At 73.4% G+C, this 25,980-nt stretch carries 22 protein-coding genes; 16 read left to right on the forward strand and 6 right to left on the reverse strand.

Features of this window, described 5'->3' with window-relative positions; all coding sequences use genetic code 11:
- The first annotated feature begins 8 nt into the window (after positions 1–8).
- On the forward strand, positions 9–1,412 hold the full coding sequence (locus IE244_RS30965) for a sensor histidine kinase (protein WP_191876872.1): 1,404 nt from the start codon (positions 9–11) through the stop codon (positions 1,410–1,412).
- Between the two features lie 54 nt (positions 1,413–1,466).
- On the opposite strand, the gene IE244_RS30970 is transcribed toward IE244_RS30965, so the two are convergent.
- Positions 1,467–2,465, reverse strand: coding sequence for a TAXI family TRAP transporter solute-binding subunit (locus IE244_RS30970; RefSeq protein WP_191876873.1), 999 nt, complete (start codon positions 2,463–2,465; stop codon positions 1,467–1,469).
- A gap of 106 nt (positions 2,466–2,571) precedes the next feature.
- Between IE244_RS30970 and IE244_RS30975 the strand changes: the two genes are divergently transcribed.
- Positions 2,572–3,000, forward strand: a complete 429-nt coding sequence (locus IE244_RS30975) for a pyrophosphohydrolase domain-containing protein (RefSeq protein ID WP_191876874.1) — start codon at positions 2,572–2,574, stop codon at positions 2,998–3,000.
- Between the two features lie 83 nt (positions 3,001–3,083).
- Here IE244_RS30975 and IE244_RS30980 read toward each other — a convergent pair whose 3' ends face one another.
- The 3 genes from IE244_RS30980 to IE244_RS30990 all read right to left on the reverse strand — a co-directional run bounded on the left by IE244_RS30980 (position 3,084) and on the right by IE244_RS30990 (position 5,640).
- Positions 3,084–4,532, reverse strand: coding sequence for a hypothetical protein (locus tag IE244_RS30980; protein ID WP_191876875.1), 1,449 nt, complete (start codon positions 4,530–4,532; stop codon positions 3,084–3,086).
- A 221-nt stretch (positions 4,533–4,753) separates the two neighbouring features.
- A complete protein-coding gene (locus IE244_RS30985; protein ID WP_191876876.1) occupies positions 4,754–5,197 on the reverse strand; it encodes a MarR family winged helix-turn-helix transcriptional regulator in 444 nt (147 codons plus the stop codon).
- Positions 5,198–5,280: 83 nt separating this feature from the next.
- Complete coding sequence (locus IE244_RS30990; protein WP_191876877.1) at positions 5,281–5,640, reverse strand: DUF6204 family protein; 360 nt, start codon at positions 5,638–5,640, stop codon at positions 5,281–5,283.
- Positions 5,641–6,096: 456 nt separating this feature from the next.
- On the opposite strand from IE244_RS30990, the gene IE244_RS30995 reads away from it, so the two are divergent.
- From IE244_RS30995 to IE244_RS31030, 8 genes are all read left to right on the forward strand, one after another.
- Positions 6,097–6,639, forward strand: a complete 543-nt coding sequence (locus IE244_RS30995; RefSeq protein WP_191876878.1) for a hypothetical protein — start codon at positions 6,097–6,099, stop codon at positions 6,637–6,639.
- Between the two features lie 187 nt (positions 6,640–6,826).
- Entirely contained in the window at positions 6,827–10,651 is a 3,825-nt protein-coding gene (locus tag IE244_RS31000) for a CHAT domain-containing protein (protein ID WP_229854441.1), read from the forward strand.
- Positions 10,648–11,502, forward strand: a complete 855-nt coding sequence (locus tag IE244_RS31005) for a hypothetical protein (protein WP_191876880.1) — start codon at positions 10,648–10,650, stop codon at positions 11,500–11,502. Before IE244_RS31000 ends, IE244_RS31005 begins: the two co-directional genes overlap by 4 nt.
- Positions 11,502–12,173 carry an RES family NAD+ phosphorylase gene (locus IE244_RS31010; protein ID WP_191876881.1) on the forward strand — a complete coding sequence of 224 codons (672 nt, stop codon included), beginning with the start codon at positions 11,502–11,504 and terminating at the stop codon, positions 12,171–12,173. Before IE244_RS31005 ends, IE244_RS31010 begins: the two co-directional genes overlap by 1 nt.
- Before the next feature lie 85 nt (positions 12,174–12,258).
- Entirely contained in the window at positions 12,259–13,371 is a 1,113-nt protein-coding gene (locus IE244_RS31015) for a macro domain-containing protein (RefSeq protein ID WP_191876882.1), read from the forward strand.
- 127 nt (positions 13,372–13,498) lie between these two features.
- A complete protein-coding gene (miaB, locus tag IE244_RS31020) occupies positions 13,499–15,025 on the forward strand; it encodes a tRNA (N6-isopentenyl adenosine(37)-C2)-methylthiotransferase MiaB (RefSeq protein WP_191876883.1) in 1,527 nt (508 codons plus the stop codon).
- A gap of 56 nt (positions 15,026–15,081) precedes the next feature.
- Positions 15,082–15,369, forward strand: coding sequence for a hypothetical protein (locus tag IE244_RS31025; RefSeq protein WP_051926832.1), 288 nt, complete (start codon positions 15,082–15,084; stop codon positions 15,367–15,369).
- 29 nt (positions 15,370–15,398) lie between these two features.
- A complete protein-coding gene (locus tag IE244_RS31030; RefSeq protein WP_191876884.1) occupies positions 15,399–16,112 on the forward strand; it encodes a class III extradiol dioxygenase subunit B-like domain-containing protein in 714 nt (237 codons plus the stop codon).
- Between the two features lie 273 nt (positions 16,113–16,385).
- Here IE244_RS31030 and IE244_RS31035 read toward each other — a convergent pair whose 3' ends face one another.
- The gene (locus tag IE244_RS31035; protein ID WP_031165662.1) at positions 16,386–16,670 is read right to left on the reverse strand and encodes an antitoxin; all 285 of its coding nucleotides are present in this window, start codon (positions 16,668–16,670) and stop codon (positions 16,386–16,388) included.
- 22 nt (positions 16,671–16,692) lie between these two features.
- The gene (locus IE244_RS31040; RefSeq protein WP_191876885.1) at positions 16,693–16,983 is read right to left on the reverse strand and encodes a hypothetical protein; all 291 of its coding nucleotides are present in this window, start codon (positions 16,981–16,983) and stop codon (positions 16,693–16,695) included.
- A 183-nt stretch (positions 16,984–17,166) separates the two neighbouring features.
- On the opposite strand from IE244_RS31040, the gene miaA reads away from it, so the two are divergent.
- The 6 genes from miaA to hflX all read left to right on the forward strand — a co-directional run bounded on the left by miaA (position 17,167) and on the right by hflX (position 25,903).
- Complete coding sequence (gene miaA / locus IE244_RS31045) at positions 17,167–18,105, forward strand: tRNA (adenosine(37)-N6)-dimethylallyltransferase MiaA (RefSeq protein WP_191876886.1); 939 nt, start codon at positions 17,167–17,169, stop codon at positions 18,103–18,105.
- A gap of 107 nt (positions 18,106–18,212) precedes the next feature.
- Positions 18,213–18,851, forward strand: coding sequence for a hypothetical protein (locus tag IE244_RS31050; RefSeq protein ID WP_191876887.1), 639 nt, complete (start codon positions 18,213–18,215; stop codon positions 18,849–18,851).
- 129 nt (positions 18,852–18,980) lie between these two features.
- Complete coding sequence (gene dapF / locus IE244_RS31055; RefSeq protein ID WP_191876888.1) at positions 18,981–19,850, forward strand: diaminopimelate epimerase; 870 nt, start codon at positions 18,981–18,983, stop codon at positions 19,848–19,850.
- A gap of 282 nt (positions 19,851–20,132) precedes the next feature.
- The gene (locus IE244_RS31060) at positions 20,133–22,412 is read left to right on the forward strand and encodes a RelA/SpoT family protein (RefSeq protein WP_191876889.1); all 2,280 of its coding nucleotides are present in this window, start codon (positions 20,133–20,135) and stop codon (positions 22,410–22,412) included.
- A 196-nt stretch (positions 22,413–22,608) separates the two neighbouring features.
- Entirely contained in the window at positions 22,609–24,255 is a 1,647-nt protein-coding gene (locus IE244_RS31065; protein ID WP_191876890.1) for a M1 family metallopeptidase, read from the forward strand.
- Between the two features lie 157 nt (positions 24,256–24,412).
- A complete protein-coding gene (hflX, locus tag IE244_RS31070; protein ID WP_191876891.1) occupies positions 24,413–25,903 on the forward strand; it encodes a GTPase HflX in 1,491 nt (496 codons plus the stop codon).
- The last annotated feature ends 77 nt before the right edge of the window (positions 25,904–25,980 follow it).

Genomic DNA, 25,980 nt, shown 5'->3' on the forward strand with positions numbered 1-25,980 from the left:
GGGGACGGGTGCGCGCACGCCTGCTGCCGCTGCTCATCGTCCTGATGGCGGCCGTCCTCCTCGCCCTCGGTTTCCCCCTCGCCCTCAGCGTGGCCGCCGCCCAGCAGCAGAAGGTCGTCGTCGACCGCATCGACGACACGGCACGCTTCGCGGCGCTCGCCCAGTTCGTCACCGAGCGGCCCGGCGGATCGCGCCGCACCGGCACCGACGAGCGCCTGGAGGCCCTGCGCAGCGAACTGGACAGCTACTACGGCGTCTACGGCATCCGGGCCGGCGTCTTCTACCGCAACGGCTCCGCGATGGCCAATGCGCCCGGCGACTGGTTCGTACCGCGGAAGGGGGAGGTGCGGGAGGCCTTCGACGAGGCACTGCTCAGCCGGCGCAGCCACGACCCCAAGCAGGTGTGGCCCTGGCAGCGCAGCCGGCTGGTCGTCGCCTCGCCGGTGATCCGGGACGGGGACGTGGTGGCGGTCGTGGTCACCGACTCGCCCACCGGACAGATGCGTTCGCAAACGCTGCGCGGCTGGCTGCTGATAGCGGCGGGCGAGAGCGCGGCGATGCTGCTGGCCGTCGGCGCGGCGCTGCGGCTGACCGGCTGGGTGCTCAGGCCGGTACGGGTGCTGGACGCCACCACCCACGACATCGCCACCGGGCGGCTGAAGTCCCGGGTCGCGGTCGCCGGCGGACCGCCGGAACTCAGACGGCTGGCCCGTTCGTTCAACGAGATGGCGGACAACGTCGAGGACGTGCTGGAGCAGCAGCGCGCCTTCGTCGCGGACGCCTCGCACCAGTTGCGCAACCCGCTCGCGGCGCTGCTGCTGCGCATCGAACTGCTCGCCCTCGAACTCCCCGAGGGCAACGAGGAGATCGCCTCGGTCCGCACCGAGGGCAAGCGCCTGGCGCAGGTCCTGGACGACCTGCTCGACCTGGCGCTGGCCGAGCACGCCGACGCGGACCTGACACTGACCGACATCGGCGCGCTCGCCGCGGAGCGGGTCGCCGCCTGGTCTCCGGCCGCCGACGCCAAGGGGGTCCGGCTGGCCGGGGACTGCCCGCCCACGACCGCCTGGGCGGACCCGATCACCCTGTCCAGCGCCCTGGACGCGGTGATCGACAACGCCGTGAAGTTCAGTCCGGAAGGCGGCACGGTGGAGGTCACCGTGGCCGCCGACGGCGACACCTCCACGGTCGTCGTCACCGACACCGGGCCCGGTCTCACCGACGAGGAACTCGCGCGCGTGGGCGACCGGTTCTGGCGCAGCGGCCGCCATCAGAACATCAAGGGCTCGGGTCTGGGCCTGTCCATCAGCCGAGCCCTGCTGGCGGCGGGCGGCGGCTCGATCGAGTACGCCCACCATGAGCCGCGCGGGCTGCGGGTGACGGTGGCCGTGCCCCGGCACAGGGAATCCTGACGCGGGGAGCCCCGCCTCCGCTGTCCGCCGGGTCCAGGGGCGGCCTTTCTCGGGCTACGGCTTCATCGAGCGGTAGTAGCGCCGGGCGCCCTCCTGCAACGGCAGGGGGTCGGTGTAGATGGCGGTGCGCAGATCGACCAGCTGGGCGGAGTGGACGTGGGCACCGATGCCGTCGCGGCTCTTGATGACCGTGCGGGTCACCCACTCGGTCAGCCGGGGGTCGACGTCCGTGCGGGTCATCAGGAGGTTGGACACGGCGATCGTCGGGACCTCGCTGCCCTGCTGCACGGTCGGATAGGCGGACTCGGGGATGTTGGTGGCACGGTAGTAGCGCGCCGCCTGGCCCTCGTTGTGCAGCTTGGTGACGAGGTCGCCCTCGATGGGCACGAACTTGAAGGCGGGCTTCTTCGCCAGTGTGACCAGTCCCTTGGTGGGCAGCCCGCCCGACCAGAAGAAGGCGTCGATCCGGTGCCGCGTCAGCCGGTCGGGGCCGGTGTCGATGCCGTCCGCGGCCGGGATGATGTCCTTGCGCGGATCGATGCCGGCGGCCTTCAGCACCCGCTCGGCGATCAGCCGTACCCCGGAGTCGGGCAGCCCGGTCGCGACCCGCTTGTGCCGCAGGTCCGCGATGGTTCTGATGTCCGAGTCGCTGCGCACGACGAGCTGCACGTAGTCGTCGTAGAGCCGGGCCACGCCGCGCAGCCGTCCGGCACCGCGGCCGTGCCGCAGCTGGTACGCCTCCACCGCGTCCGCCGCCGCGATGGTGAAGTCGGCCTTGCCGGTCGCCACCCGCTGCACGTTCTCCTGCGAACCGGCGCTGTTGAGCAGCTTCACCGTCAGGTCGGGCATGTCCTTGGCGAACTCGGCGCGCAGCCGCTCGCCGTACTCCTGGTAGACCCCGCGGGGCGTGCCGGTGCTGAAGACGATCGTCCCGCTCGGGGGCTTCTCGCCCAGCGGCAGCAGCCACCACAGCAGCAGCCCGAGCACCACGGCACCGGCGGCCGCGGCCGGCAGCGCCCGGCGCCTGCTGTGGGAGGGGAACACCTTGGACATGCGGCGATCCTGCCAGGCCGGGAGCGCCGCTGACCAGGGCCGAGGTCATTCCGGGGGCCGCAGGCGGCCCGGGGGCTCTGTCAGTGGCGGCCGTTACAGTCGTCGCATGAGCACTTCTCCCGCCGACCTCGTCCGTGAGTTCCACCGCACCTTCGGTCTCGACGCCCGCAGTACGCCGACGGAGGTGGACCCCGAACTGGCCGCGCACCGGGGGGAACTGCTCGCCGAGGAGGCGGCGGAGGTCGCCGAGGTGGCGGTCGAGGGCCCGCTGGACAGGCTCGCGCACGAGCTGGCCGACGTGGTCTATGTGGCGTACGGCACGGCTCTGGTGCACGGCATCGACCTCGATCAGGTGATCGCCGAGATCCACCGGGCCAACATGAGCAAGCTCGGCCCGGACGGGCAGGTCGCCCGCCGGGCCGACGGCAAGGTCCTCAAGGGGGAGCACTACCGGGCACCGGACGTGTCGTCGGTGCTGCGCCACCAGGGATGGATACCGGCGGCGCAGGGCGGTGCCTCGGATCCGACCGCGTAGCCCGAGTGCCCGTTGTCCGGGTGCCCGGGGCCCGAATCCCTGTCGTCCGGGTGCCCGGGGTCCGCGGGGCCTCGTCCGGGCGGCTAGAAGGTGCCGCCCGCCAGCTTCCACTCGCGGTTCAGGGCGCCCAGCGGGATGCTCCGCTGGATGACCGGGGTACCGAAGACGGACAGCTGGAAGCGCAGGGTCCCGGACAGGTCGACCCCGCCGTACACGTCCCAGGAGCCCTTGGCCTTCGTCCCGCCCCCGGCGGAGGAGGTGACCGTGCCGGAGGCCTCGCCGCGCAGATACGGGGCCAGGTCGGCGGTGACACCGACGGCGCCGTAGAGACCGACCGAGGCCTCGGCGCCCAGCGCCGTCTTCACGTTCCCGGCGGCGGTGAGGGAGGCGCGGACGGGCGTGCTCGTCATGTCCGACGAGCTGACCGGCGTCCAGCCGCTGGCCGGCCCGAAGGTGCCGCCCGCCTTGAAGTCGCCTTTGAGGTTCTGCTCGACGTCGACGGTGACATGCCCGTCGCCGCTGATCTGGAAGTAGCAGGTCAGGTCCAGATTGACGACGACGGGGACGGGGCCGACCTGGAGGACCGGATCGGCGTGCAGCTTGGCGAACGGGATCCGCAGCGGAGCCCCCGTGGTGGCGGCGGCCCGCCCCTTGACCGCCCAGCCGGAGGTCCAGTCGCCGGACACGCCGAGGTAGGCGGAGCCGGGCGGGGTGTCCGTGCCGGCGCCGCCGTAGGTGAAGTCGACCTGCGGGGCGACCTGGACGAATCCCTTCACCGCGGCGCCGGCCGAGGCCGGGGCGTCCTGGGCCGTCGGCAGGCCCGCGCTCACGTCGAGGCGGAGGCTGCCGAGCGGCACCGTCGCACCCTTGGGGCCGACGTGCACGTCACCGGCCTTGGCCCAGGACACCTTCACATCGGGGAGCAGCTTGTCGACGGTGAAGGACGACGGGTCGACCGGCACCTCGCCCTTCGCCGTCTCGTCGCCGAGCAGCGCGTTGAGCGTGGCCGGTGCCGTCTGCACCTCGGTGCCGCCGTCCGTCTCGCCGATCACCTTGGTGACCTTGGCGAGCAGCCCCTGCGGTGCTCCGGGCGCGGGCGCACTGGCGATCACGTCGCCGACGGCGGCCTTGTGCGGGGCGGCGGAGGGGCGCCCCGAGGGGGAAGGGATGGGGGAGGGAGTCGCTGAACTCCCCCTGTGAACCGGCTTGGCGGTGAGCACGGCCCGCCGGGTGTGGCTGTCGTACGAGCTGATGGCGAGCGTCGTCTTGTGCGCCCGTCGTCCGGAACCGGCCGGTCCCGCCGTGGCGGTGGCGGTGGCGGTGGCACCGGTGGCGGGAGCGGCGGCGACGGCGAGCGGGTGGTCCGTGCCGGCGTCGGGTTCGCCGGTGGCCCCGGCGGCCCGGGGACCGTGCCCGGCGGTCGCCGGCGGTTCGGCGTGCGGGGCGGACGAGGAGCAGGCCGAGGCGAGGAAGAGGGCGGTCACGGCGAAGGCGGGCAACAGGGCACGTCTGTGCCGCATGCGTCTGCGCATGGAGGGTCCTGTGTGAAGTGGGGGGTGGCAGAGAGGTACCGGACACGCGGTCTACTCGTAGGTAGAACCAGTCGGTAACTCGTGACGAGCCATGAGCATGCCATGTGTGCGTACATGGCTCCCTCACAAACCGGCCACAACTCAACGTGACCTGCGCCACGGCGATTTCAGACAAGTGCTGACTGAAACCGCCGACCGGCCGGGCACGTTGAGGAGTGGGTTCAGCGGCCGGTCAGGCCGGTGCCTCCGAGGCGGGCCAGCAGGCATGACAGTTGTGTGACGTCCTCGGCGTCCCATGCCGGGGCGGTGAAGAGGTCGGCGGCTGTCTCCTCGGCCGTGGCGAGCATCTCCCGCAGTCGCCGTCGGCCCGTCGTGGTCAGGGACGCGTAGGCCACGCGCGCGTCCCGGGCGTCCGCCTCGCGGGTCACCAGCCCGATCCGCTCCAGGGGAGCCAGCCCACGGGTGACCCCGGAGGCCGTCAGGCCCAGGGCCTCGGCGAGGTCGATCCGGCGCATCCGTCCGCCGGGTGCCTGCGAGAGCCGCAGGAGCACGGTGAAGTCGGCGAGGCTGACGCCGTGCAGCCCGCTCAGCCGGGCGTCGAAGCGCCGTACGAGCGCCGCCTGGGCCCGTACCAGCCGCAGCGCCGCGTCCAAGGTGTCACTCATCGCCGCCGCTCACCGCCCCTTCCCGGGCGTTCCGGCCGTACGAACCGGCATCGAATCATTGCCATGTCCTTGAGTAGTCAAGTTTATGCGCCGTTGGAACGGGCCGCGCGTCGCTGCCGCTTGCCCATCGGCGCCTGGGAGAGGTCCTCGGCGGTGGAACGGAGGTTCTTGAAGCCGTAGCCGCGCTCGGTCAGCCAGGCCTTCGCCGCCTCCTCGGCCCGCTCGGCCGCCTCCAGGATGTCCTCCTCTTCCTCTCCCGTGTCCGAGTAACGGAAGACGAAGGCCGGCCGGGCGGCGATGTCGTAGGTGAGGCTGCCCTCGGGCGTGAACGCGGCGCGCAGCACGTCGTGTTCGGCTGCGTCGGCCAGCAGCGCTGCCCGCTGTGCGTCGGTGAGGCCGTCGAAGGCGCCGCGGACGGTGATCCGGAAGGTACGCGTACTCATGTCGCGACCTTAGGCGCAGGGGGTGCGTCGCCTCCAACGGGTTTTCGAGGGGCGCCGCTGATGGTTCCCCGCGACGTCTCCGCGGTTCATCCGTCCTGCGTCCGTTCCGGCACACGGGCCGGCGGGATCCCCCCACTGCCCGCCGGCCCGTCGTCCCCCGGTGCCTCATGATGGCCCCGTACCGGACCATCCGTCCCTCCGCGTCGCCCGATTCCCGTACAGCGACCGGGATTCGACCGTCCGGCGCCCGGTTCCCCGGCTCTCCCGCTGCCCCGTGGGCGGCGCCGGGGCGAATCCGGGGCGACGAACGGGCCGGGAGTTCACCGCGCCCGGTGCTTCCTGCTTCGCTTGCGTCGGGACGGGGCGACGGGTCGGCACATCGCGACGGGTCGGCACATCGCGACGGGTCGGGTCCGAGCGACGGGTCGGCACAAGGCGACGGCGGGAGGGGACGGCGTGGACGTCGGTGGAGCGACCGCACCCGTGGTCGCGGTCGTCGGAGTCGTCGGGACGCTGCTGTCCGCGTTGCTGACCCAGCGCGCGGCCGACCGCAGCCGCCGGCGCGAGCGGGAACACGCCGAGCAGGTACGGGAGCGGCGCGGACACACCCAGGAACTGCACGCGTGCTACGTCGCGCTCAACACCGCCGCCCGCCAGTATCTGGCCGCGCTCACCGACCAGGTCCACGCGCTGGGCCGCGACGAGGAGCCGTGGCCCTTACGGCGGCGGCTGACCCAGGCACGGGACCGGTACCGGGACGTCTACGCCGAGGCCCAGGTGCGGGTGCCGGAGCGGATGCTCCCCCTCGCCGCTGACCTCAGCCGCGATCTCGGCGCGGTGTACGGCATGGTGCGCCGGCTCGACGACGGAGTGCCGCGCGCCGGGGACTCGGCGGACGCGGCGAAGGCGGGCATCGACGCCCAGTGGGGCCGACTGCGGCTGATACGGCGTGAGATGAGAGCGGACCTGGGCACGTCCTGGGCGGATTCGGGGCACTGATGCGCCAGTTGCCGGATCTCGCCGCCCGGCGGCTTCGGGAACGGCATAGTGGCGGCCCCAGGGGCGTTCCGGGGGCGCCCCGGAAGGCCTCCGGGGTCTGTCCCCGGGGGATGCCTGCGAGAGCGTCACCCGGCTGTCTTCCCGGGCTGCGTCCCGGGTGGTTGAGGACCGGAAGGGCGGGATGCCGGTGAGCGACGAGGAGAGCGGCGGCGTACGGGGGCTGCGCACGTGGGCGGTGGACGCCGTCGTACGGGCGAAGCGGCTGATACCCGGGCTGACACCCGACGCGGTGGTGCCGCGGGGCGGTGTGGTGCCGCGCCGGGACTACGACGCGTCGGTCGCCGAACTCGGCCAGCTGGTACGGCTGCTCGACCACGATCCCGTCCTGCTGGGCCAGGTGAGCGTCTGGCAGGGTGCCGCGCTGGCCATGCGGCATCTCGCCTGGCGCGCGGAGCCGGCCGACGGCGAGCGCGCGGAGGCACTGCTGCGGCGGGCACGGGACCGGGGGAGCGCGCTGGGCGCTTCGGTGAGCGAGGAGGACCGGCGGTGGGCCGCGCTGTTCCTGCTCTCCCTCGTCTCCCCGTTACCGCCGCAGCCCGGTCTGGCCGGGGCGGCACCCGACCTGTCGGCGTTCGTCGAATGGGTCCGCCGGGCCGGGCCCGCCGGGATGATGAGCGCCACGGCGGAGATCCAGGCGCTGACCGCCGAGGTGGCGGAGCTGCCGTTGCCACCGGAACTCCTCGGACACGTGCGGCGCATGCGGGACCTGTACGCGGCCCCCACGGGGACGGGACTCTCCGACCTGCTCACGAGCATGATGCCGGCCGGCCCGGGCGCGGACCGGATACGCGAGACGATGGACCGGGTCTTCGGCACGCCCCCGACGACCACGGCCACGGGCGGTTCCGCCACGGGCAGGGCCACGACCGGCCGTGCCACGGCGCGTGAGGGGACGCCTGCCCGGGCGTCGGACGAGGGTACGGCGGCTGGGGGCGCGGCGAGTAAGGCCGCGGCAGGTGGGAGTGGGGCGGCGGGGGCCGCGACGGGTGAGGGTGCGACCGGTCGGGCCGTAGGTCGGGCCGCGGCGAGTGCGGGCACAGCGGCTGGGGGCGCGGCGGGCGAGGGCGTGACTGCCCGGGCCTCGGCTGAGGGCACGGCGGCTGGGCCCGTGACGGGTGAGGGCACAACCGGTCGGGCCTCGGCTGAGGGCACGGCGGCTGGGGGCGCGGCGAGCGGTGTCGCGGCGGGGGCGGGCGCGGTGGTGGGGGCCACGCCGAGTCGTGCCGCGGCGGCTGGGGACACGGCCGGTGGGGGCGGGACCGGATGGGCCGCGGTGGGCGGGGGTGCGGAAGCCGCTCCGCCCCCGCTCCCCGGCCTCACCCTCGACGACTTCCGTCGGCTGGCGGCTGCCATGGACGCCGTGCACGCCACGACCCACGGCCTCGACGAGGCGCTGAACAGCGAGGATCCGCACCGGGCGCTCAACGGCCTCCTCCGCAGGCTGCGTTCCGTGCAGGACCGGCCGCCGCCCGGCCCGGACGCGGCCCCCGCCCTGGAGGCGGTGCGGGCACTCCTGCTCAACATCAGTCAGGGCGCCGGCGGCACGCACCAGGACCGGTCGGCCGGCCGTGCGCACATGGAGGCGGTCCGCGGCCACCTGGACGGGCTCGCCGGCTCGCTGCCACCGGGGATGGAGGACGTCGACCCCTCCGTCATGGGCCGGGCGCTGCAGCTGTACAGCAGGATCATGGACGCCCGGGAAGCGGAGGACGTGCAGACGCTCCACGGGTTGGTGGACGAGGCCGAGGCGCTGGAGAGGGAGGTCCCGGAAGGCGACCCGTTCCGCTTCACGGTCGTCCTGTCCCTGGGCGCGGCCTACGGCGGACTCGGCATCGTCACCCGGGACCGGGAACTGCTCCTGCGCGCCGTGTCGTACGCGCAGACCGGGATGTCGGCCGTCCGGGACAGCTCGCTCCCGTTCGCCGACGAGCTGCCGTTGCCGTACCTCCCGGACCTCGGTCTGCTGCGCGTCGCCCTCGCCGCGGACGGCACGCCGCCGGCGACGGCGCCCGAGGACCTTCCCCCGCACGTGCCGCCGCCTCCCGGCGCCTCGACGGAGGACCTGCACACCTCCGCGCTCTCCCTGAGCATGCGCTACGCGGTCACCCACCGCAGGGCGGACCTCGACGCGCTGATCGCCGAGCTGGAGCGGGTGCGGGACGGCGTACGGGAGGGCAGGGCGCCGCGGATCGCCGCCGAGGCGCTGTGGCGGCTCGCGCAGGCGTACCGGGAGCGCGGAGTCCTCGACGACGACGTGAAGGACCTCCGAGCCCTGGAAGCGGCCCGGGAGGCGCTGGGTGCGCTCGCCGCCGACGTCCTGCTCCAGTCCGGTGCCGAGGACGGTCTGCTGACGGCCCGGACCGGGGCCAGCCGAGGCGTGGAGGCCGCGCTGTGGGCGGCCTCCCAGGGCCGGCTGCACGAGGCGGTGGCCGCGCTGGAACTGGGCCGCGCTCTGGTCCTGCACGCGGCGTCCACCTCCGCGGCCGTACCGGAACTCCTCGACGCGCGGGGCCGTCACGATCTCGCCGCGGCGTGGCGGGAGGCGGCCGGCACGGCCCGGGAGCGCGGCGCCGCCGGCGGGGCAGGGGTCCCCGGCGAGCTGCCGAGCACCCTGCGCCGCCAGGCCCTGGAGGCCCTCGGCTACCGGCAGGAGGGCGGCCTGCTGCGCACCCCCACCCTGAGCGAACTCGCGGACGGTGTCGCCGAGAGCGGCGCGGACGCGCTCCTCTACCTGGTCCCGTGCGAGGCCGGGGACGCCGGCGTGATCATCGCGGTGGGCCCGGACATCGGGGCGGGAGTGTGCGTACGGCCGTTGCTGTCCGGTGCCGAGAGCGGTCCGCTGGAGCGCTACCTCGACGCCACGGAGGCCCGTGAGGCCGCCCTGCGGGACCACCGGACCGACCCTGCCGGGGAGCAGGCCTGGGAGGAGGCGCTCACCGCACTCTGCGACTGGGCTTTCCAGGTGCTCGATCCGTTCCTCGCCGGCCTGGAGGAACGCCTCGCCGCCGGCCACGAGGGCGAGGGCGACAGGGCGGGGGAGGAGGACCGGCCGCTGCGGATCGTCCTCGTCCCCTGTGGGCGCCTGGGCATCGTCCCCTGGCACGCCGCCCGGTTCCCGGCCGGCGCCCCGTACGACCACCTGTGCCGGAGGGCGGTGATCAGTTACGCGGCGTCCGGCAGCCAGTTCCTGCGGACGCTGCGCCGTGCGCCGCGCGATCCGGCGGCCGCTCCCGTGCTGCTGGCCGACCCGAGCATGGACCTGACGCACGCCGAGGTCGAGGTCATGGCGCTGCGGGACGCCTTCTACCGACGGGCCCGGATGTGCGGGGAGATCTCCCAGCTCCCCGACGCGGAGCTCGCGGCCCACGGCACCCCCGACGACGTCCTCGCCTTCCTCGCCGGGAGCACCTCGATGCTCCACATCGCCTCGCACGGATCGGCGGGCCTCCGGCCCACGGTCTCGGCACTGCACCTCGCGGACGAGCTGGGCGACCCGAGCGATCTGACGGTGACCCGGCTGCTGGACCGGCCCGAGAGCGGAGGGGCCGCCACCGACGCCCCGTTGGTGGTGCTCAGCGCCTGCCAGACCGATCTGAGCACCCGCGACCACGATGAGGCGTTGACCCTGACCACGGCGTTCGTCTCGGCCGGAGCACGGGACGTCGTCGGTTCCCGGTGGATGGCCCGGGACGGGGTCTCGGCACTGCTCATGGCGGTGTTCCACCACTATCTGAACGTCGCCGGCCACAGCCCCGTCGACGCGCTCCGGGCCGCACAGCTCTGGATGCTCGACCCCCGGCGCGAGAACCCCGGTTCGCTGCGGGGGGAGCTGCTGCGTGAGATGCGGCGGCCGGGACTCGAACGGATCGCGCTCTGGGCCCCGTTCATCCATCAGGGCCATCCGGGCCGGTCGCACACGGACGCGGCCAAGACGGAAGGGAGGACGGCGTGAACGAGGAGGGTGCGGGGTCTGCGGAGCGGCTGCTCGCCCTGATCGGTGCACACCGGGACAGCATCCGCGAGGCCCTGGACGGCGAGCAGTACGCGCTGCTGCTGTCCCGCCTCACGGCACTGGCCGACGTGGCGCCGGACGACGGCAGAGGGATACGCCGGGCACTGCAGGGTGTCCGCCTGGCGTTGCTGGCCCTGCCGCTGGACCATCCGGTGCGCCTGGCCCTGGACTCCCTACGGATGGTCGCGGCCCCACCCGGTCCGGAGACCGTGGTGGGAGCACAGGAGCTGACGGCCTGGCTCAGGCTGCCGTCACCGACCCGCGAACCGGCGCACGAACCCCCTCCCGAACCGGCGCACGAACCCCCGCCCGAACCGACGTACGCCACCCCACCCGAGCCGACCCACGGCCCAGCCTCCCCGCCGCCCCCCTCTGGCACAGCCCCCCAGCAACCCTCCCGCACAGCCCCCCAGCAACCCTCCGGCACCGCCCCCCAGCCGCCCTCCGGCACGGACCCCGAAAAGGCGCATCTGCTCCGCACCCCCGCCCTCTCGGCCGGCGAGGCGCGGGCCCGCTGCGGCGGTGCGCCGCCGCCCGAACTGATCAGGCTTCCGGACGCGCGGGACGTCGACCGCTACCCCGAGTTCCAGTTCCCGGCGGGCGGCGGTACTCCGTACCAGGTCGTCCTGGAGGTCAACCGGCTGCTGCTGGCGGAGATCGACCCCTGGGGCGCCGCGTCCTGGTGGCTCAGCCACAACACCTGGCTGGGCGGCACACCCGCGTCCCTGCTCGGCCGGCTGCCCGACCAGCGGCTGGTCGGCGCGGCCCACACCCTGGCGGAGGGAGAATGATGAGCGGCTTCTTCCCCATGATCGACCTGGAACTGCGGCCCAACCGGCAGGTGATCCCGGCGGGCACCGAGCTGTGGCGGGTGCACCGCTCCAGCTACGCGCCCGACCAGTTCAACCCCAGGCTCGCGGACATCCACTTCGACGGCGGCCGCTTCGAGGGCACGGTGCTCGACCCGTACCACAGCCTGTACCTCGCGGACACCCCGCTGACCGCCCTCGCGGAGAGCGTGCTGCGCTCGCGCCCCTTCGACCTGCCGCTCGGCATGCGGACGATCCCGTTCCGTACCGTCTGGCACCGATCGCTGAGCGCGGTGCGCACCCGGTACCCGCTGAACCTGGTATCGCTGGTCGGGGGCGCGGACCTCGCCGCCGTCTGCCAGGACTCCACGCTCCTGGAGGACGAGAGCAACTACGCGAAGGCGCGGCGCTGGTCGAGCGAGATCCGGGCGCAGGCCCCGGATGCCATGGGCCTGATGTGGGAGTCCCGGCGCAACCGGTCCCGGTGCGCGCTCGTCCTCTTCCACGACCGCTTCGAGCACGGCCAGGGAAGCCCGCTGGAGGTACCGGGGGACCGGGGGATCCCCGACCTCGGCTCGCAGGAGGGCCGTAAGAGAGCCAACGAGATCCTCGCTCCGCTGCGGGCCGAGATCTCGGAGCCCGTGTGGCCGTGAAGGATCCCCGCACCCGTCGGTCCGTGACACGGGGGCTCTCGGAAGCCGCTTGTCGGTGATCGAGCCGTGCTGCCATCGTGGTCGCATGGCAGCCACGCCCTTACCTGACGTCCCGCCACTCACCGCCGAACTGAGGGAAGTCCGGCGGGCGGGCCTGGTCCGGTTGCGCGGGCGAGCGCTGCCGGCGCTGGAGTCCGCGGCGGGGGCGCTCACCGATCCCGCGGCGCGGACTCCGGGCGCGGCCGTCGAGACGCTGCTGCGGCACGCCGTGTCCCGCCTGGACGCCGGTACGCTGCGCACCGCCGCCGAGTACACCCTGGGTCTGGCGGAGGGCACCCGGGACTGGCCGGCCTCGGACCGCCGGGCCCGGGCGGCCAGGGTGTACGGGGTGAGCGTCGAGCGGTTCCGCAAGGATCACGAGGTGATGGTCCTGGGGCAGGTCGCCGAGCACATCGTGCGGCTCGTGGCGGAGCGGGCCGGTGCGTCCGGCGGCGCCTCGGGAACCGAGCCGGCGGGCGGCACGCACCGGACCGTGCGGGTCAGGGCCGGCGGCCGGTCCGTGACGCTCACGCTCCATGTGCACCCGGTGGACCTGGTGCGGGACGTCGACGTGATCGTGTCCCCGGCCAACGTCCATCTCGCGCTGCCCGAGCCGTACAAGTCGTCGGTCGCCGCGTCCCTGCGCCGCGCGGCCGCCGTACGCGGTGTGACCGGTGACGTCCTGGACGACCCGCTCCACCACGAGCTGCGCGCGTGGGCCGCCGCGCACGGGGTCTCGGGCCGCGCGGTCCTGGCCGGCACCGTGGCCGCGACCGGTGCGGGCGCCCTGGCGGACCGCGGCGTCCGGCGGATCTACCACGCGGCGGTCGCGGTCCCGCGGGCCGGCACCAACGACTACGACGTGCTGCCCTCCGACGTCACCCGGGCCACGTCCCGGGCCCTCGCGGTCCTGGCGGAGGAGCACACCCGTTTCCTGCCGCCGCTGCGCTCGGTGTGCCTCCCGCTGCTCGGCTCGGGGCGCGGCGGCCTGCCGTACGCGGTCAGCCTGGCCGCCGTGTGGGCCGCCGTCGAGGCCGAGTTGGCGCGCGGCGCGGACTGGGACGTGCACTTCGTGGTGCGCACCCCCGAGGCGGCGGCGCAGGTGGAGCGCATCCCGGCCGGCGTCCGTCCGGCACCCGACCGACGGGCGGCCCGCTGACGCCCCTGTCGCGGGCGCGCCGCGCACCATGGGCCGACGCCGACGAGAAACCGCTGGTCAACGAGGGCGGGCGGGGCCCGTGAGGCGCTGCGACGGAGGCTCTCCCAAGACCGCCTACCCTTGACACATGACCAGCAGCGACCGGAGCCCCGCAGTGGACGTTCACGCACCCAAGAGTTACGAGATCCGCACCTACGGGTGCCAGATGAACGTCCACGATTCGGAGCGGTTGGCCGGGCTGCTCGAGGAGGCCGGCTACGTCCGGGCCCCCGACGGGTCGGACGGGGACGCTGACGTGGTCGTCTTCAACACCTGCGCCGTCCGGGAGAACGCCGACAACCGCCTCTACGGCAACCTCGGCCGGCTCGCGCCCAGGAAGGCCACGCGGCCCGGCATGCAGATCGCGGTCGGCGGCTGCCTCGCGCAGAAGGACCGCGACACCATCGTGAAGAAGGCGCCCTGGGTGGACGTCGTCTTCGGCACGCACAACATCGGCAAGCTGCCGGTCCTGCTGGAGCGCGCCCGCGTGCAGGAGGAGGCGCAGGTCGAGATCGCCGAGTCCCTGGAGGCCTTCCCGTCCACCCTGCCGACCCGGCGCGAGAGCGCGTACGCGGCCTGGGTGTCGATCTCCGTCGGCTGCAACAACACCTGCACCTTCTGTATCGTCCCGGCCCTGCGCGGCAAGGAGAAGGACCGCCGGCCCGGCGACATCCTCGCCGAGGTCGAGGCGCTGGTCGCCGAGGGTGTCTCCGAGATCACGCTGCTGGGCCAGAACGTCAACGCGTACGGCTCCGACATCGGCGACCGCGAGGCCTTCAGCAAGCTGCTGCGCGCCTGCGGGTCCATCGAGGGCCTGGAGCGCGTCCGCTTCACGTCCCCGCACCCGCGTGACTTCACCGACGACGTCATCGCCGCCATGGCCGAGACGCCGAACGTCATGCCGCAGCTGCACATGCCGATGCAGTCCGGTTCGGACACGGTCCTGAAGGCGATGCGCCGCTCGTACCGGCAGGAGCGCTACCTCGGGATCATCGAGAAGGTGCGCGCCGCCATCCCGCACGCCGCGATCACCACCGACATCATCGTGGGCTTCCCCGGCGAGACCGAGGAGGACTTCGAGCAGACCCTGCACGCCGTCCGCGAGGCGCGGTTCGCGCAGGCCTTCACCTTCCAGTACTCCAAGCGCCCCGGCACCCCGGCCGCCACCATGGACGACCAGATCCCCAAGGAGGTCGTCCAGGCGCGCTACGAGCGGCTCGTCGCCCTCCAGGAGGAGATCTCCTGGGAGGAGAACAAGAAGCAGGTCGGCCGCACGCTGGAGCTGATGGTGGCCGAGGGCGAGGGCCGCAAGGACGGCGCCACCCACCGCCTCTCCGGCCGCGCCCCCGACAACCGGCTGGTCCACTTCACCAAGCCGGAGCAGGAGGTCCGCCCCGGTGACGTGGTCACGGTCGAGGTGACGTACGCCGCCCCGCACCACCTGCTGGCCGAGGGCCCGGTCCTCGCTGTGCGCCGCACGCGCGCGGGGGACGCCTGGGAGAAGCGCAACGCCACCGAGGCGGCCAAGCCGGCGGGTGTCATGCTGGGCCTGCCGAAGATCGGCGTGCCGGCCCCGCTGCCGGTCGCCGCGGGTTCCGGCTGCGGCTGCGACTGACGGACACGCCCGGCGACCTGCCGGCCATGTGACAACGGGGGACGGGGGACGAGCTGATGCCTCGATGGGCGCTGCTGCTGGACACACCGCCTGGTGAGGGGCCGTACCGCAGGCAGTACGAGCTGATGGCCACGATCGACGGCACGCGCGAGGAGGCCGAGGCGCGGTTCGGGGAGCTGGTACGCCTGTACCAGCCCCGGCATCCGCGGTATCCGGTGCGGATGCGCCGGTACCGCACCGCCGACGGCTGGATGCTGGCCGGGGACGGCTCGTCGGGCGGGGTGTTCACCTACCACTTCCTGTTCACCGAGCTGGAGTGGGACTCGGGGCCGATCACCTACTGACCGCCCCCGGACCGCGTAACCTGCCGGTCATGCTTGTCGCCGCCGCAGTCTGTCCCTGCCCTCCGCTGCTCGTGCCCGAGGTCGCAGCGGGTGCCGCTCCCGAGATGGACCCCGCACGCTCGGCCTGCGCCGACGCGCTCGGTGTGCTCGCCGCCGCCCGTCCGGACCTCCTGGTGGTCGTCGGCCCGGCCGAGCAGAGCGGGCGCGGATCGTTTCCGCAGGGCAGCCCGGGATCCTTCCGCGGGTTCGGGGTCGGCCTCGACGTACGCCTCGGCACCGCGACGGGGGCCGCCGGCGAGCGGGAACTGCCGCCGTCGCTGGCCGTCGGCGCCTGGCTGCTGCAGCGGACCGGTTGGGCGGACGCCCCGATCGAGGGGCTCGGGGTCGGGGAACCGCTCGCGCCCGAGCGGTGTGCCGAGGCCGGCAGGGAGATCGGCGCCCGGGCCGGGCGGGTGGCGCTGCTGGTGATGGGTGATGCCAGCGCGTGCCGCACGGTCAAGGCGCCGGGTTACCTGGACGAGCGGGCGGCACCCTTCGACGCGGAGGTCGCGCGGGCGCTGGGCGCCGCGGACGTGGATGCCGTCCGGGCGCTGGACGCCGGGCTGGCACACGAGCTGAAGGCCTCCGGCCGGGCCTCCTGGCAGGTCCTGGCCGGCGCCGCCGAGGGCGCGGACCTGGCCGGCGCGCTGCTGTACGAGGACGCGCCGTACGGCGTGGGGTATGTCGTGGCGACCTGGTCCTAGCCGGGCGCGGCGCCCTTTCCGGCCGTACGCGGGCCTGCGCGGTGGGCCGCCACGGGGGTGTGGCTGTGGTGGGGCGCGTGCCGGCTGGGCGCCGGCCGGGGTATCACGGGGGCGCGGTGCGGCGCGTGACGGCCCATGGCCGTCGTGGGCTGCGCGCCGGCCACCGGCGGGCAGAGGCAGGGGCGGGACCTCGGCCGCACGCGCACAAGGGCGGACGGCCGGGAGCCGCTGTGCTCCACGACCGTCCGCCGATCCCTGTGCCCTTCAGCAGACTCACGAGGCCGGTGGCGGGCCCTCCGGCGGGGTGGGGGGCATCGGATGGCCGGTGGCCTTCTGCGGGCCGGGGCCCTCCTTGTGCGCGAGGCGGTCCATCGCCTCCCTGGTCTTGCCGGTGCCCGCCTGGATCCTGTCGCTGTACTTGTGCTTGGTCCGCTCGTCCACGGCCTTCGCGGCCTTCTCGATGCCGTGCTGGACCTTGTCCCCGTGCTGCCGGGCGAGGTCCGACACCTTGTCCCTGGCCGGGCCGAGCTTGTCCTTCATGTTGTCCAACAGACCCATGGTCCACCTTCCCTCGCGGGAGTTACCTGCGGGCGCCCTCGCCGGCCTCGTTGTCGGCGGCCTCCTCGGCGGACTGCTGCTTGGGGATGCCGGAGCCGTCGGATGCGTCGTCCGCACCGGCGCCCGGCGCCGCCGCGTCCTCACTCCCGTCCCCGGCCGAACCCTTCGCCTCCGCCGAACCGGCCGCCTCCGTCTCCGCCGACTCCGCTTCCGCCACCTCGGCCCCCGCCGACTCCGCGTCGGCCTCCGCCTCGGCGACCGACGCCTCCGGAGTCGCCTTCGACCTGCCGAGGAGTCGTGCAAAAACGCCCATATCCACTCCATACGGTACTCGTGCGGGCGAATTCCCGCGTTACCCGGTGCGTACGGTTGCGCCGCCGGGGTCACCGCCTCCGGCGGACCGGAGGGCGGTACCTCGCCACGGGCAACGACCAGGGACCCCACCTGTCACGTAACTCGTTCGAGACCCCGCCGGGAGGTTTGCGAGACTGGTGCGGTGAGCAGCGCACCCTCCACCCCCCGCGTCATCGCCGTCGTCGGACCCACCGCGGCCGGAAAGTCCGATCTCGGCGTCTTCCTGGCCCAGCAGCTCGGTGGGGAGGTCGTCAACGCCGACTCCATGCAGCTGTACCGAGGGATGGACATCGGAACCGCCAAGCTGACGCCGGAGGAGCGCGGCGGCATCCCGCACCACCTGATGGACATCTGGGACGTCACGGTCACCGCCTCCGTCGCCGAGTACCAGAAACTGGCCCGCGCCCGGATCGACGCGCTGCTCGCCGACGGCCGCTGGCCGATCCTGGTCGGCGGCTCCGGCCTGTACGTCCGCGGTGCCGTCGACAACCTGGAGTTCCCCGGTACGGACCCCGAGGTCCGGGCCCGTCTGGAGGAGGAGCTGGCCCTGCGCGGCTCCGGTGCGCTGCACGCCCGCCTGGCCGCCGCCGACCCGGAGGCCGCCCGCGCGATCCTGCCGAGCAACGGCCGCCGTATCGTCCGGGCCCTGGAGGTGATCGAGATCACCGGCCGGCCCTTCACCGCGAACCTGCCCGGTCACGACTCCGTCTACGACACCGTCCAGATCGGTGTCGACGTGGCTCGTCCGGAACTGGACGAACGCATCGCACGCCGCGTCGACCGGATGTGGGAGGCGGGCCTCGTGGACGAGGTACGCGCACTGGAGGCGCAGGGCTTGCGCGAGGGGCGCACAGCGTCGCGCGCGCTGGGCTACCAGCAGGTGCTCGCGGCGCTCGCCGGGGAGTGCGCCGAAGCGGAAGCGCGGGCCGAGACCGTCCGTGCGACCAAACGCTTCGCGCGCCGTCAGGATTCATGGTTCAGGCGCGATCCCCGGGTGCACTGGTTGAGTGGGGCCGTGGCGGATCGCGGGGAACTTCCGCAGCAGGCCCTGGCGTTGGTCGAACGACCGGTCACAGCCTGATCACGTCATGGCATCGGGATGCGCCGCCGGTCATCGCGGACTTCGGGACCGTGCCATCATCGAGCTTCGATCGACCAAGTGGAGCCTAGTTGGGAGGGCGCGTGGCGATGGAGGCCAGCCCTCGCGACACCGCACAAAGTGCCGAGCACGTCACCACCGAGGGTGACGAACCGGACCGGGCCGAGGGGCGCGCTACCGGGGACTGCCGGGCTGAGCACCAGCTGGCCGAAGGCCGGCGCCCGGAGGCCCGACCGGCCGAGGACCTGGTCACCGGCGGCCGGCCGGCCGGGCACCGGCTGGCCGAGGAGACCCTCGCCGAAGCCCGGCTGACGGACGACGGGCCCGACGAGACGCCGGACGGCGTGACCGACGACGGGCCGGAGCCCGAGGAGATGTACCCGGGCGGTCCGGAGGTCGAGGTCGAGCTGCGCCCGCAGCGCCGGCTGCGCATCTGGCAGCTCGCTCCCATCGTGGGTCTGTCCGCCGTCGGCTCCCTGATGTTCGCCTTCCCGCTCGCCTTCGACTTCGGCGACAGCGGTGCCGTGATCGCCATGCTCGGCCTGCTGATCTGCTCCTGCGCCGCCGGCTGGGGCATGATGGCCGCCCGCAGGGTGGGCTACACCTGGCCCGGCCTGCCGGCCCGGGGTTCGGGCCGCCGCCCCGACTGGCGGGTCGTCCTCGGATACGTCCTGCTGGTGGCCGTAGTGGTGATCCTCGCGATGTGGCGCGTGGCAAGGCTCCGCTGAAGCGTGGCCCTCTGCGGGGGTGACCGCGCGGTCACCCCCTGACGGACCGTACCGTTGCAGGGTCCCGCACCCTCCCGCCTCCCGCCGGCCCAGCCCGGCGGAGCTGGAGCGACCCCGTACGATCGAGGAATGAGCACACGGATCGCCTTCCTCAAGGGTCACGGCACCGAGAACGACTTCGTGATCGTCCCGGACCCGGAGAACGCCCTCGACCTGAGCCCGGCCGCCGTCGCCGCCCTGTGCGACCGCCGGGCCGGCATCGGCGGCGACGGTGTGCTGCACGTGGTGCGCTCGGCCGCGCATCCGGAGGCCCTGTCGATGACGGCCGAGGCCGAGTGGTTCATGGACTACCGCAACGGCGACGGCTCGGTCGCCGAGATGTGCGGCAACGGAGTTCGTGTGTTCGCGCGCTACCTCCAGCACGCGGGTCATGTGGGCGAAGGTGACGTCGCGATCGCCACGCGCGCGGGCGTGAAGACGGTCCACATCGCGAAGGACGGTGACATCACCGTCGGCATGGGCCGCGCCCGCCTGCCGGAGGGCGACGTCACGGTCGGCGTCGGCGAGCTCAGCTGGCCCGCGCGCAACGTGAACATGGGCAACCCGCACGCGGTCGCCTTCGTCGAGGACCTCGCCGACGCCGGCAACCTGTACACCCCGCCGCCGGTCACCCCGGCGGCCACCTACCCGGACGGGGTGAACGTCGAGTTCGTCGTCGACCGCGGCCCCCGGCACGTCGCCATGCGCGTGCACGAGCGCGGCTCCGGCGAGACCCGCTCGTGCGGCACGGGCGCGTGCGCCGTCGCCGTGGCCGCCGCCCGGCGCGACGGCGCCGACCCGGCCGTCACCGGAACCCCGGCCACGTACACCGTCGACCTGCCCGGCGGCCGTCTGGTCATCACCGAGCGGCCCGACGGCCAGATCGAGATGACCGGACCCGCCGTGATCGTCGCCGAGGGCGAGATCGACGGCGAATGGCTGGAAAACGCGCTCCGCTGACCCGGCGTAAGGTCGAGGAGGACGCCCTTCGGCTCCCGGATCAGCGGTTTCCCGCGACCGGGGGCGTGGCGTCACCGCGGGCGACCGTGGCGAGTGGCGCAAACCCTAAACCTCCTTTCCATCGCTCGAATGGGTGATCCGTTTCACGCTCGCCGAGAGGCGGTCGGTCGCACGTGGTGGGCTCGATAGCATCAAGCACCGGCACGGACGGGGGAACGTCGCCATCCCTGAGCCGCGTACGCCCTGGGGCCCCGTCCGCCGGTCCACGAGCCGGAGGTGCCCATGAGTGCGGAGGCCACGAATCCTGCGACCCCTGGCCCGGTAGCGCCCACAGCGTCCGCGGCGGCCGCCGCCCCCGCGGTGCCCCGGGCGGACCGCAGGAAGGCTCGGCCACGGATCGATCTGCGCAGGCTCGGCAGGGCCGCGCTGCTCGGCCCCGCCGTCCGCGGCAAGTTGCCCGACGCGATCAGCCATGTCGCGGAGGCGCACCGCGCCCATCATCCCGACGCGGACCTGGACCCCCTGCGCCGCGCCTACGTCCTCGCGGAGTCCTCGCACCGCGGCCAGATGCGCAAGAGCGGTGAGCCGTACATCACCCACCCGCTCGCGGTGACCCTGATCCTCGCCGAACTCGGCGCCGAGACCACGACCTTGACGGCCTCTCTGCTCCACGACACCGTCGAGGACACCGATGTGACGCTGGATCAGGTGCGGGAACAGTTCGGCGAGGAGGTTCGTTATCTCGTCGACGGCGTCACGAAACTGGAGAAGGTCGACTACGGAGCCGCCGCCGAGCCCGAGACCTTCCGCAAGATGCTCGTCGCCACCGGCAGCGACGTGCGCGTGATGTCGATCAAACTCGCCGACCGCCTGCACAACATGCGCACCCTCGGCGTGATGCGCCCCGAGAAACAGGCGCGGATCGCCAAGGTCACCCGCGACGTCCTCATCCCGCTCGCCGAGCGCCTCGGCGTGCAGGCCCTGAAGACCGAGATGGAGGACCTGGTCTTCGCCATCCTGCACCCCGAGGAGTACGAGCACACACGCCGGCTCATCGCCGACAACGCCGCCCGCCCCGGCGACCCGCTGGCCGAGGTCGCCGACGAGATGCGCGGGGTGCTGCGCGAGGCCGGTATCCAGGCCGAAGTCCTCATCCGGCCACGGCACTTCGTCTCCGTCCACCGGGTGGGCCGCAAACGCGGACAGCTGCGCGGCACCGACTTCGGCCGCCTGCTGGTGCTGGTGGGAGAGGACGCGGACTGTTACGGCGTCCTCGGCGAACTGCACACCTGTATGACGCCGGTGGTCTCGGAGTTCAAGGACTTCATCGCCGTACCGAAGTTCAACCTGTACCAGTCGCTGCACACCGCCGTCGCCCGTCGGGACGGCCAGGTCGTCGAAGTCCTCATCCGCACCCACCAGATGCACAAGGTCGCCGAGGCCGGCGTGGTCGCGCTCGGCAACCCGTACGCCCCCGCCTCCGACACCCCCGCCTCCGACGCCTGCGAGCACCCCGCCGACGGCGAGCGCGCCGACCCCACCCGCCCCGGCTGGCTCTCCCGCCTCCTCGACTGGCAGCGGGCCGCGCCCGACCCCGACACGTTCTGGTCCACCCTGCGCGAGGACCTGGCCCAGGACCGCGAGATCACCGTCTTCCGCCCCGACGGCGGCACGCTCGGCCTGCCCGAGGGCGCCACCTGCGTGGACGCCGCCTACGCCCAGTACGGCGAGGACGCCCACGCCTGCATCGGCGCCCGCGTCAACGGCCGCCTCGCCACCCTCAGCACCGTGCTGAGGGACGGCGACACCGTCCAGCTCCTCATGGGCCAGGACCCGGCCTCCGAGCCCTCCAGGGAGTGGCTGGAGCACGCCCACACCCCCGCCGCCCGCATCGCCATCCAGCGCTGGCTGGCGACGCATCCCGGCGGCGGCACCGGGGCGGACGAGATGACCGGCGCACGCGCCGAACCCGCCGAGGGCACCCCCGCACCCCACCGCGCCCCCACCCCGGCCGACGCCCCCGCCGAGGGTCCCGCCGCACCTCGCCCGGCCGCCGCCGCTGCCGGGGGCGCCGCCGCGGCCCGGCCCCGGCGCGCCGACGTGCTCGCGGACCGGCCGAAGGCCGCCGTACGGCTCGCCGGGTGCTGTACGCCCGTGCCGCCGGACGCGATCACCGGCTTCGCGGTACGCGGGGGAGTGGTGACCGTGCACCGGGCGGAGTGCGCGGCGGTGGCGCACATGAAGGGCCGCGGGCGCACGGAGGTCGGCGTGCGCTGGGGGGACACCAGCGAGTGCCGCGTCACCCTGGTCGCTGAATCGTTCGGCCGCCCCCATCTGCTCGCCGACCTCACCGAGGCGATCGCCTCGGCGGGGGTCGACATCGTCTCCGCCACCGTCGAACCGCCCAGCCAGCAGCGGGTGCGGCACACCTACACCCTCCAACTCCCCGACGCCGCCCGCCTCCCGGCCCTGATGCGCGCCATGCGCGACGTCCCGGGCGTCTACGACGTGGCTCGCGCCCAGCACCAGACCGGCGGCCCCCTGGGAGACGCCGGAGCGTGACGGACGGCGCCGGGCCGTGCGGGGTGCTCGGTGGACGGTCGCGCGGGCCGGTGCACAGGCCCGCGCGGTGCCCCGGCGCGCCACTCGGCCGGAACACCGCCCGACCGTGCGCAGAAGGCCCCCGGACCCAACCCGTTCGGGTGGGTCGGACGCGCGTCGCCGTCGCGGCACGAGAGCGCACTGGTAGCGGTGATGCATGCCGCTCAGCCCCCGCCTCAACCGCCGCGCCGGCTCCCCGTTCCGGGCCCGCACCTCCCGGCACCGCAAGGCCGCCCTGCTCGCCTCCGCCGTCTCCGTCTGTCTCCTCGCAGCCGCGGCCCCGCCCGAGCCCCTCGGAGTCGGAGACCGGCTCTATCCGTACCTGGGCAACCCGGGCTACGACGTGGCGTCGTACGACCTCTCCCTCACCTACCCCGGCACCAACGAGAAGCCGCTCCAGGCCGTCACCACCATCGATGCCCGGGCCACCGCCGATCTGGACCGGATCAACCTCGACTTCGCGCACGGCACCGTGCAGTCCGTCGAGGTCGACGGGCACCGCGCGGACTTCGCCACCGTCGGCGAGGACCTGGTCGTCACTCCCGACCACTCCCTCGACGAGGGCAGCTGGACCAGGATCAGGGTGAAGCACACCAGCGATCCCGCCGCCGCCAAGGACGAGGACGGGGGGTGGGTGCGCACGACCGACGGCCTCGCGATGGCCAACCAGGCCGACGCCGCCCACCTGGTCTTCCCGTGCAACGACCACCCGTCCGACAAGGCGATGTTCACCTTCCACGTCACCGCCCCGAACGGCTACACCGTCGTCGCCAACGGTCTGCCCGCCGGTGTGGACCGGGCCGGCCGCAGCACCACCTGGACCTACCGCACCCGGCACCCCATGGCCACCGAGCTCACCCAGGTGTCCATCGGCCGGTCCGCCGTGCTGCACCGGGAGGGACCGCACGGGCTGCCCGTCCGTGACGTCGTGCCCAGCGCCGACGCCAAGGCCCTCGAACCGTGGCTCGCCAAGACGCCCGACCAGATCGCCTGGCTGGAGGGCAAGGTCGGGCCGTACCCGTTCGAGACCTATGGCGTGCTCATGGCACAGGCCTCCACCGGATTCGAACTGGAGACACAGACCCTGTCGCTCTTCGAGAAGAACCTGTTCACCGAGTCCTCCTTCCCTGCCTGGTACAAGGAGTCGATCATGGTGCACGAGCTGTCCCACCAGTGGTTCGGCGACAGCGTCAGCCCCCGCACCTGGTCCGACGTCTGGCTGAACGAGGGGCACGCCACCTGGTACGAGGCCCTGTACGCCGAGGAGTCCGCGCAGCGGTCGCTGGAGAACCGCATGAAGGCCGCGTACGCCGCCTCCGACAGCTGGCGCGCGGCCGGCGGTCCGCCCGGCCGGCCCGAGCCGCCCTCCCCCGGCCAGAAGATCGGCATCTTCCGGCCCAACATCTACGACGGCGCGGCGCTCGTGCTCTACGCCCTGCGGCAGGAGATCGGCCGGCCGGACTTCGAGCGGGTGGAGCGGGAATGGGTCCGGGAACACCGGGACTCCACGGCCACCAGCGCCGACTTCGTCCGGCTGGCCTCGACGGTCTCCGGCCGCGACCTGAGCGGCTTCTTCCAGGGCTGGCTGTACGGCGCGAAGACCCCGCCGATGCCCGGCCATCCCGACTGGAAGGCGTCCAGCCCCGAGAAGTCGGGCAAGCCGCACCGGAAGGCGTCCAGCCCGGAGAAGGTGGGCAAGCCGCACCGGAAGGCGTCCGGACCGGTCAAGCAGGGGAAGCATGATCGGAGGGGGTCCGGGCCGGTCAGGTCGCCGAAGGCGGGCGAGCCGCGTACCCCGCGATAACACGGTGACGAGACGTGCCGCCTCGTGCGACCATCTTCGGGTCGGCGCGAGGCGGGACACGGGAATCTCCCGGGGTACTCGTGCGTTGACCCCACGTACGGTCCCGTAGGACCGTCGTATCGACGCCGTAACGGCATCCCATCGACGTAAGGATCCAATGACCTCCTCTTCTTCCCCTTCCCAGGACACCCAGCGCCTCGCGCACGCCTATCCCGAAGGTCTTCGGGCCGATGCCCTGATGGAAGAGGACGTCGCCTGGAGCCACGAGATCGACGGCGAGCGGGACGGCGACCAGTTCGACCGCTCCGAGCGCGCGGCCCTGCGCCGTGTGGCGGGTCTGTCCACCGAGCTGGAGGACGTCACCGAGGTCGAGTACCGACAGCTCCGCCTGGAGCGGGTCGTGCTCGTCGGGGTGTGGACCACCGGCACCGCGCAGGACGCCGACAACTCCCTCGCGGAGCTGGCCGCCCTGGCGGAGACGGCGGGCGCGCTCGTGCTCGACGGCGTCATCCAGCGCCGCGACAAGCCCGACGCGGCCACCTACATCGGCTCCGGCAAGGCCCTGGAGCTGCGTGACATCGTCCTCGAAACGGGCGCCGACACGGTCGTCTGCGACGGTGAGCTCAGCCCGGGCCAGCTGATCCAGCTGGAAGACGTCGTCAAGGTCAAGGTCATCGACCGTACGGCCCTGATCCTGGACATCTTCGCCCAGCACGCCAAGTCCCGGGAGGGCAAGGCGCAGGTCGCGCTCGCGCAGATGCAGTACATGCTGCCGAGGCTGCGCGGCTGGGGTCAGTCGCTGTCCCGGCAGATGGGTGGCGGTCGTGGCGGCCTGGCCACGCGTGGCCCCGGTGAGACCAAGATCGAGACGGACCGGCGACGGATCCGCGAGAAGATGGCGAAGATGCGCCGGGAGATCGCGGAGATGAAGACCAGCCGCGAGATCAAGCGCCAGGAGCGCCGGCGCAACAAGGTGCCGTCCGTCGCCATCGCGGGCTACACCAACGCCGGCAAGTCCTCCCTGCTCAACCGCCTCACCGGCGCCGGCGTCCTGGTCGAGAACGCCCTGTTCGCGACCCTGGACCCGACCGTCCGCCGCGCGGAGACCCCGAGCGGCCGGCTGTACACGCTGGCGGACACCGTCGGCTTCGTCCGGCACCTGCCGCACCACCTGGTCGAGGCGTTCCGCTCCACCATGGAGGAGGTCGGTGACTCCGACCTGATCCTCCACGTGGTGGACGGCTCGCACCCGGACCCGGAGGAGCAGCTCGCCGCCGTGCGCGAGGTGATCCGGGACGTCGGCGCCACCGACGTGCCCGAGATCGTCGTGATCAACAAGGCGGACGCCGCCGACCCGCTGGTCCTGCAGCGCCTGCTCAGGGTCGAGAAGCGCTCGATCGCCGTCTCGGCCCGTACCGGCCAGGGCATCGACGAGCTGCTCGCCCTGATCGACGACGAGCTGCCGCGCCCGTCGGTCGAGATCGAGGCGCTCGTGCCGTACACCCACGGCAAGCTCGTCGCCCGCGCCCACGCCGAGGGCGAGGTGATCTCCGAGGAGCACACCGCGGAGGGCACCCTGCTCAAGGTCCGGGTGCACGAGGAGCTGGCGGCGGACCTGGCGCCCTACACCCCGGCATCCGCGGCCTGATCCCGAGGCCGCAACCGAAGGCCCGCTCCCCCGGTGGGGGAGCGGGCCTTTCACGCACCCCCTTAGGGGTGCGGTGC

The organism is Streptomyces filipinensis (assembly GCF_014649495.1).
Classification (GTDB): Bacteria; Actinomycetota; Actinomycetes; order Streptomycetales; family Streptomycetaceae; genus Streptomyces; species Streptomyces filipinensis.

Coding starts and splice junctions, on each gene's coding strand:
- IE244_RS30970 (WP_191876873.1), bottom strand. CDS start 2,465: ATGTCCAAGGTGTTCCCCTCCCACAGCAGGCGCCGGGCGCTGCCGGCC.
- IE244_RS30975 (WP_191876874.1), top strand. CDS start 2,572: ATGAGCACTTCTCCCGCCGACCTCGTCCGTGAGTTCCACCGCACCTTC.
- IE244_RS30980 (WP_191876875.1), bottom strand. CDS start 4,532: ATGCGCAGACGCATGCGGCACAGACGTGCCCTGTTGCCCGCCTTCGCC.
- IE244_RS30985 (WP_191876876.1), bottom strand. CDS start 5,197: ATGAGTGACACCTTGGACGCGGCGCTGCGGCTGGTACGGGCCCAGGCG.
- IE244_RS30990 (WP_191876877.1), bottom strand. CDS start 5,640: ATGAGTACGCGTACCTTCCGGATCACCGTCCGCGGCGCCTTCGACGGC.
- IE244_RS31010 (WP_191876881.1), top strand. CDS start 11,502: ATGAGCGGCTTCTTCCCCATGATCGACCTGGAACTGCGGCCCAACCGG.
- IE244_RS31015 (WP_191876882.1), top strand. CDS start 12,259: ATGGCAGCCACGCCCTTACCTGACGTCCCGCCACTCACCGCCGAACTG.
- miaB (WP_191876883.1), top strand. CDS start 13,499: ATGACCAGCAGCGACCGGAGCCCCGCAGTGGACGTTCACGCACCCAAG.
- IE244_RS31025 (WP_051926832.1), top strand. CDS start 15,082: ATGCCTCGATGGGCGCTGCTGCTGGACACACCGCCTGGTGAGGGGCCG.
- IE244_RS31030 (WP_191876884.1), top strand. CDS start 15,399: ATGCTTGTCGCCGCCGCAGTCTGTCCCTGCCCTCCGCTGCTCGTGCCC.
- IE244_RS31035 (WP_031165662.1), bottom strand. CDS start 16,670: ATGGGTCTGTTGGACAACATGAAGGACAAGCTCGGCCCGGCCAGGGAC.
- IE244_RS31040 (WP_191876885.1), bottom strand. CDS start 16,983: ATGGGCGTTTTTGCACGACTCCTCGGCAGGTCGAAGGCGACTCCGGAG.
- IE244_RS31050 (WP_191876887.1), top strand. CDS start 18,213: ATGGAGGCCAGCCCTCGCGACACCGCACAAAGTGCCGAGCACGTCACC.
- dapF (WP_191876888.1), top strand. CDS start 18,981: ATGAGCACACGGATCGCCTTCCTCAAGGGTCACGGCACCGAGAACGAC.
- IE244_RS31060 (WP_191876889.1), top strand. CDS start 20,133: ATGAGTGCGGAGGCCACGAATCCTGCGACCCCTGGCCCGGTAGCGCCC.
- IE244_RS31065 (WP_191876890.1), top strand. CDS start 22,609: ATGCCGCTCAGCCCCCGCCTCAACCGCCGCGCCGGCTCCCCGTTCCGG.
- hflX (WP_191876891.1), top strand. CDS start 24,413: ATGACCTCCTCTTCTTCCCCTTCCCAGGACACCCAGCGCCTCGCGCAC.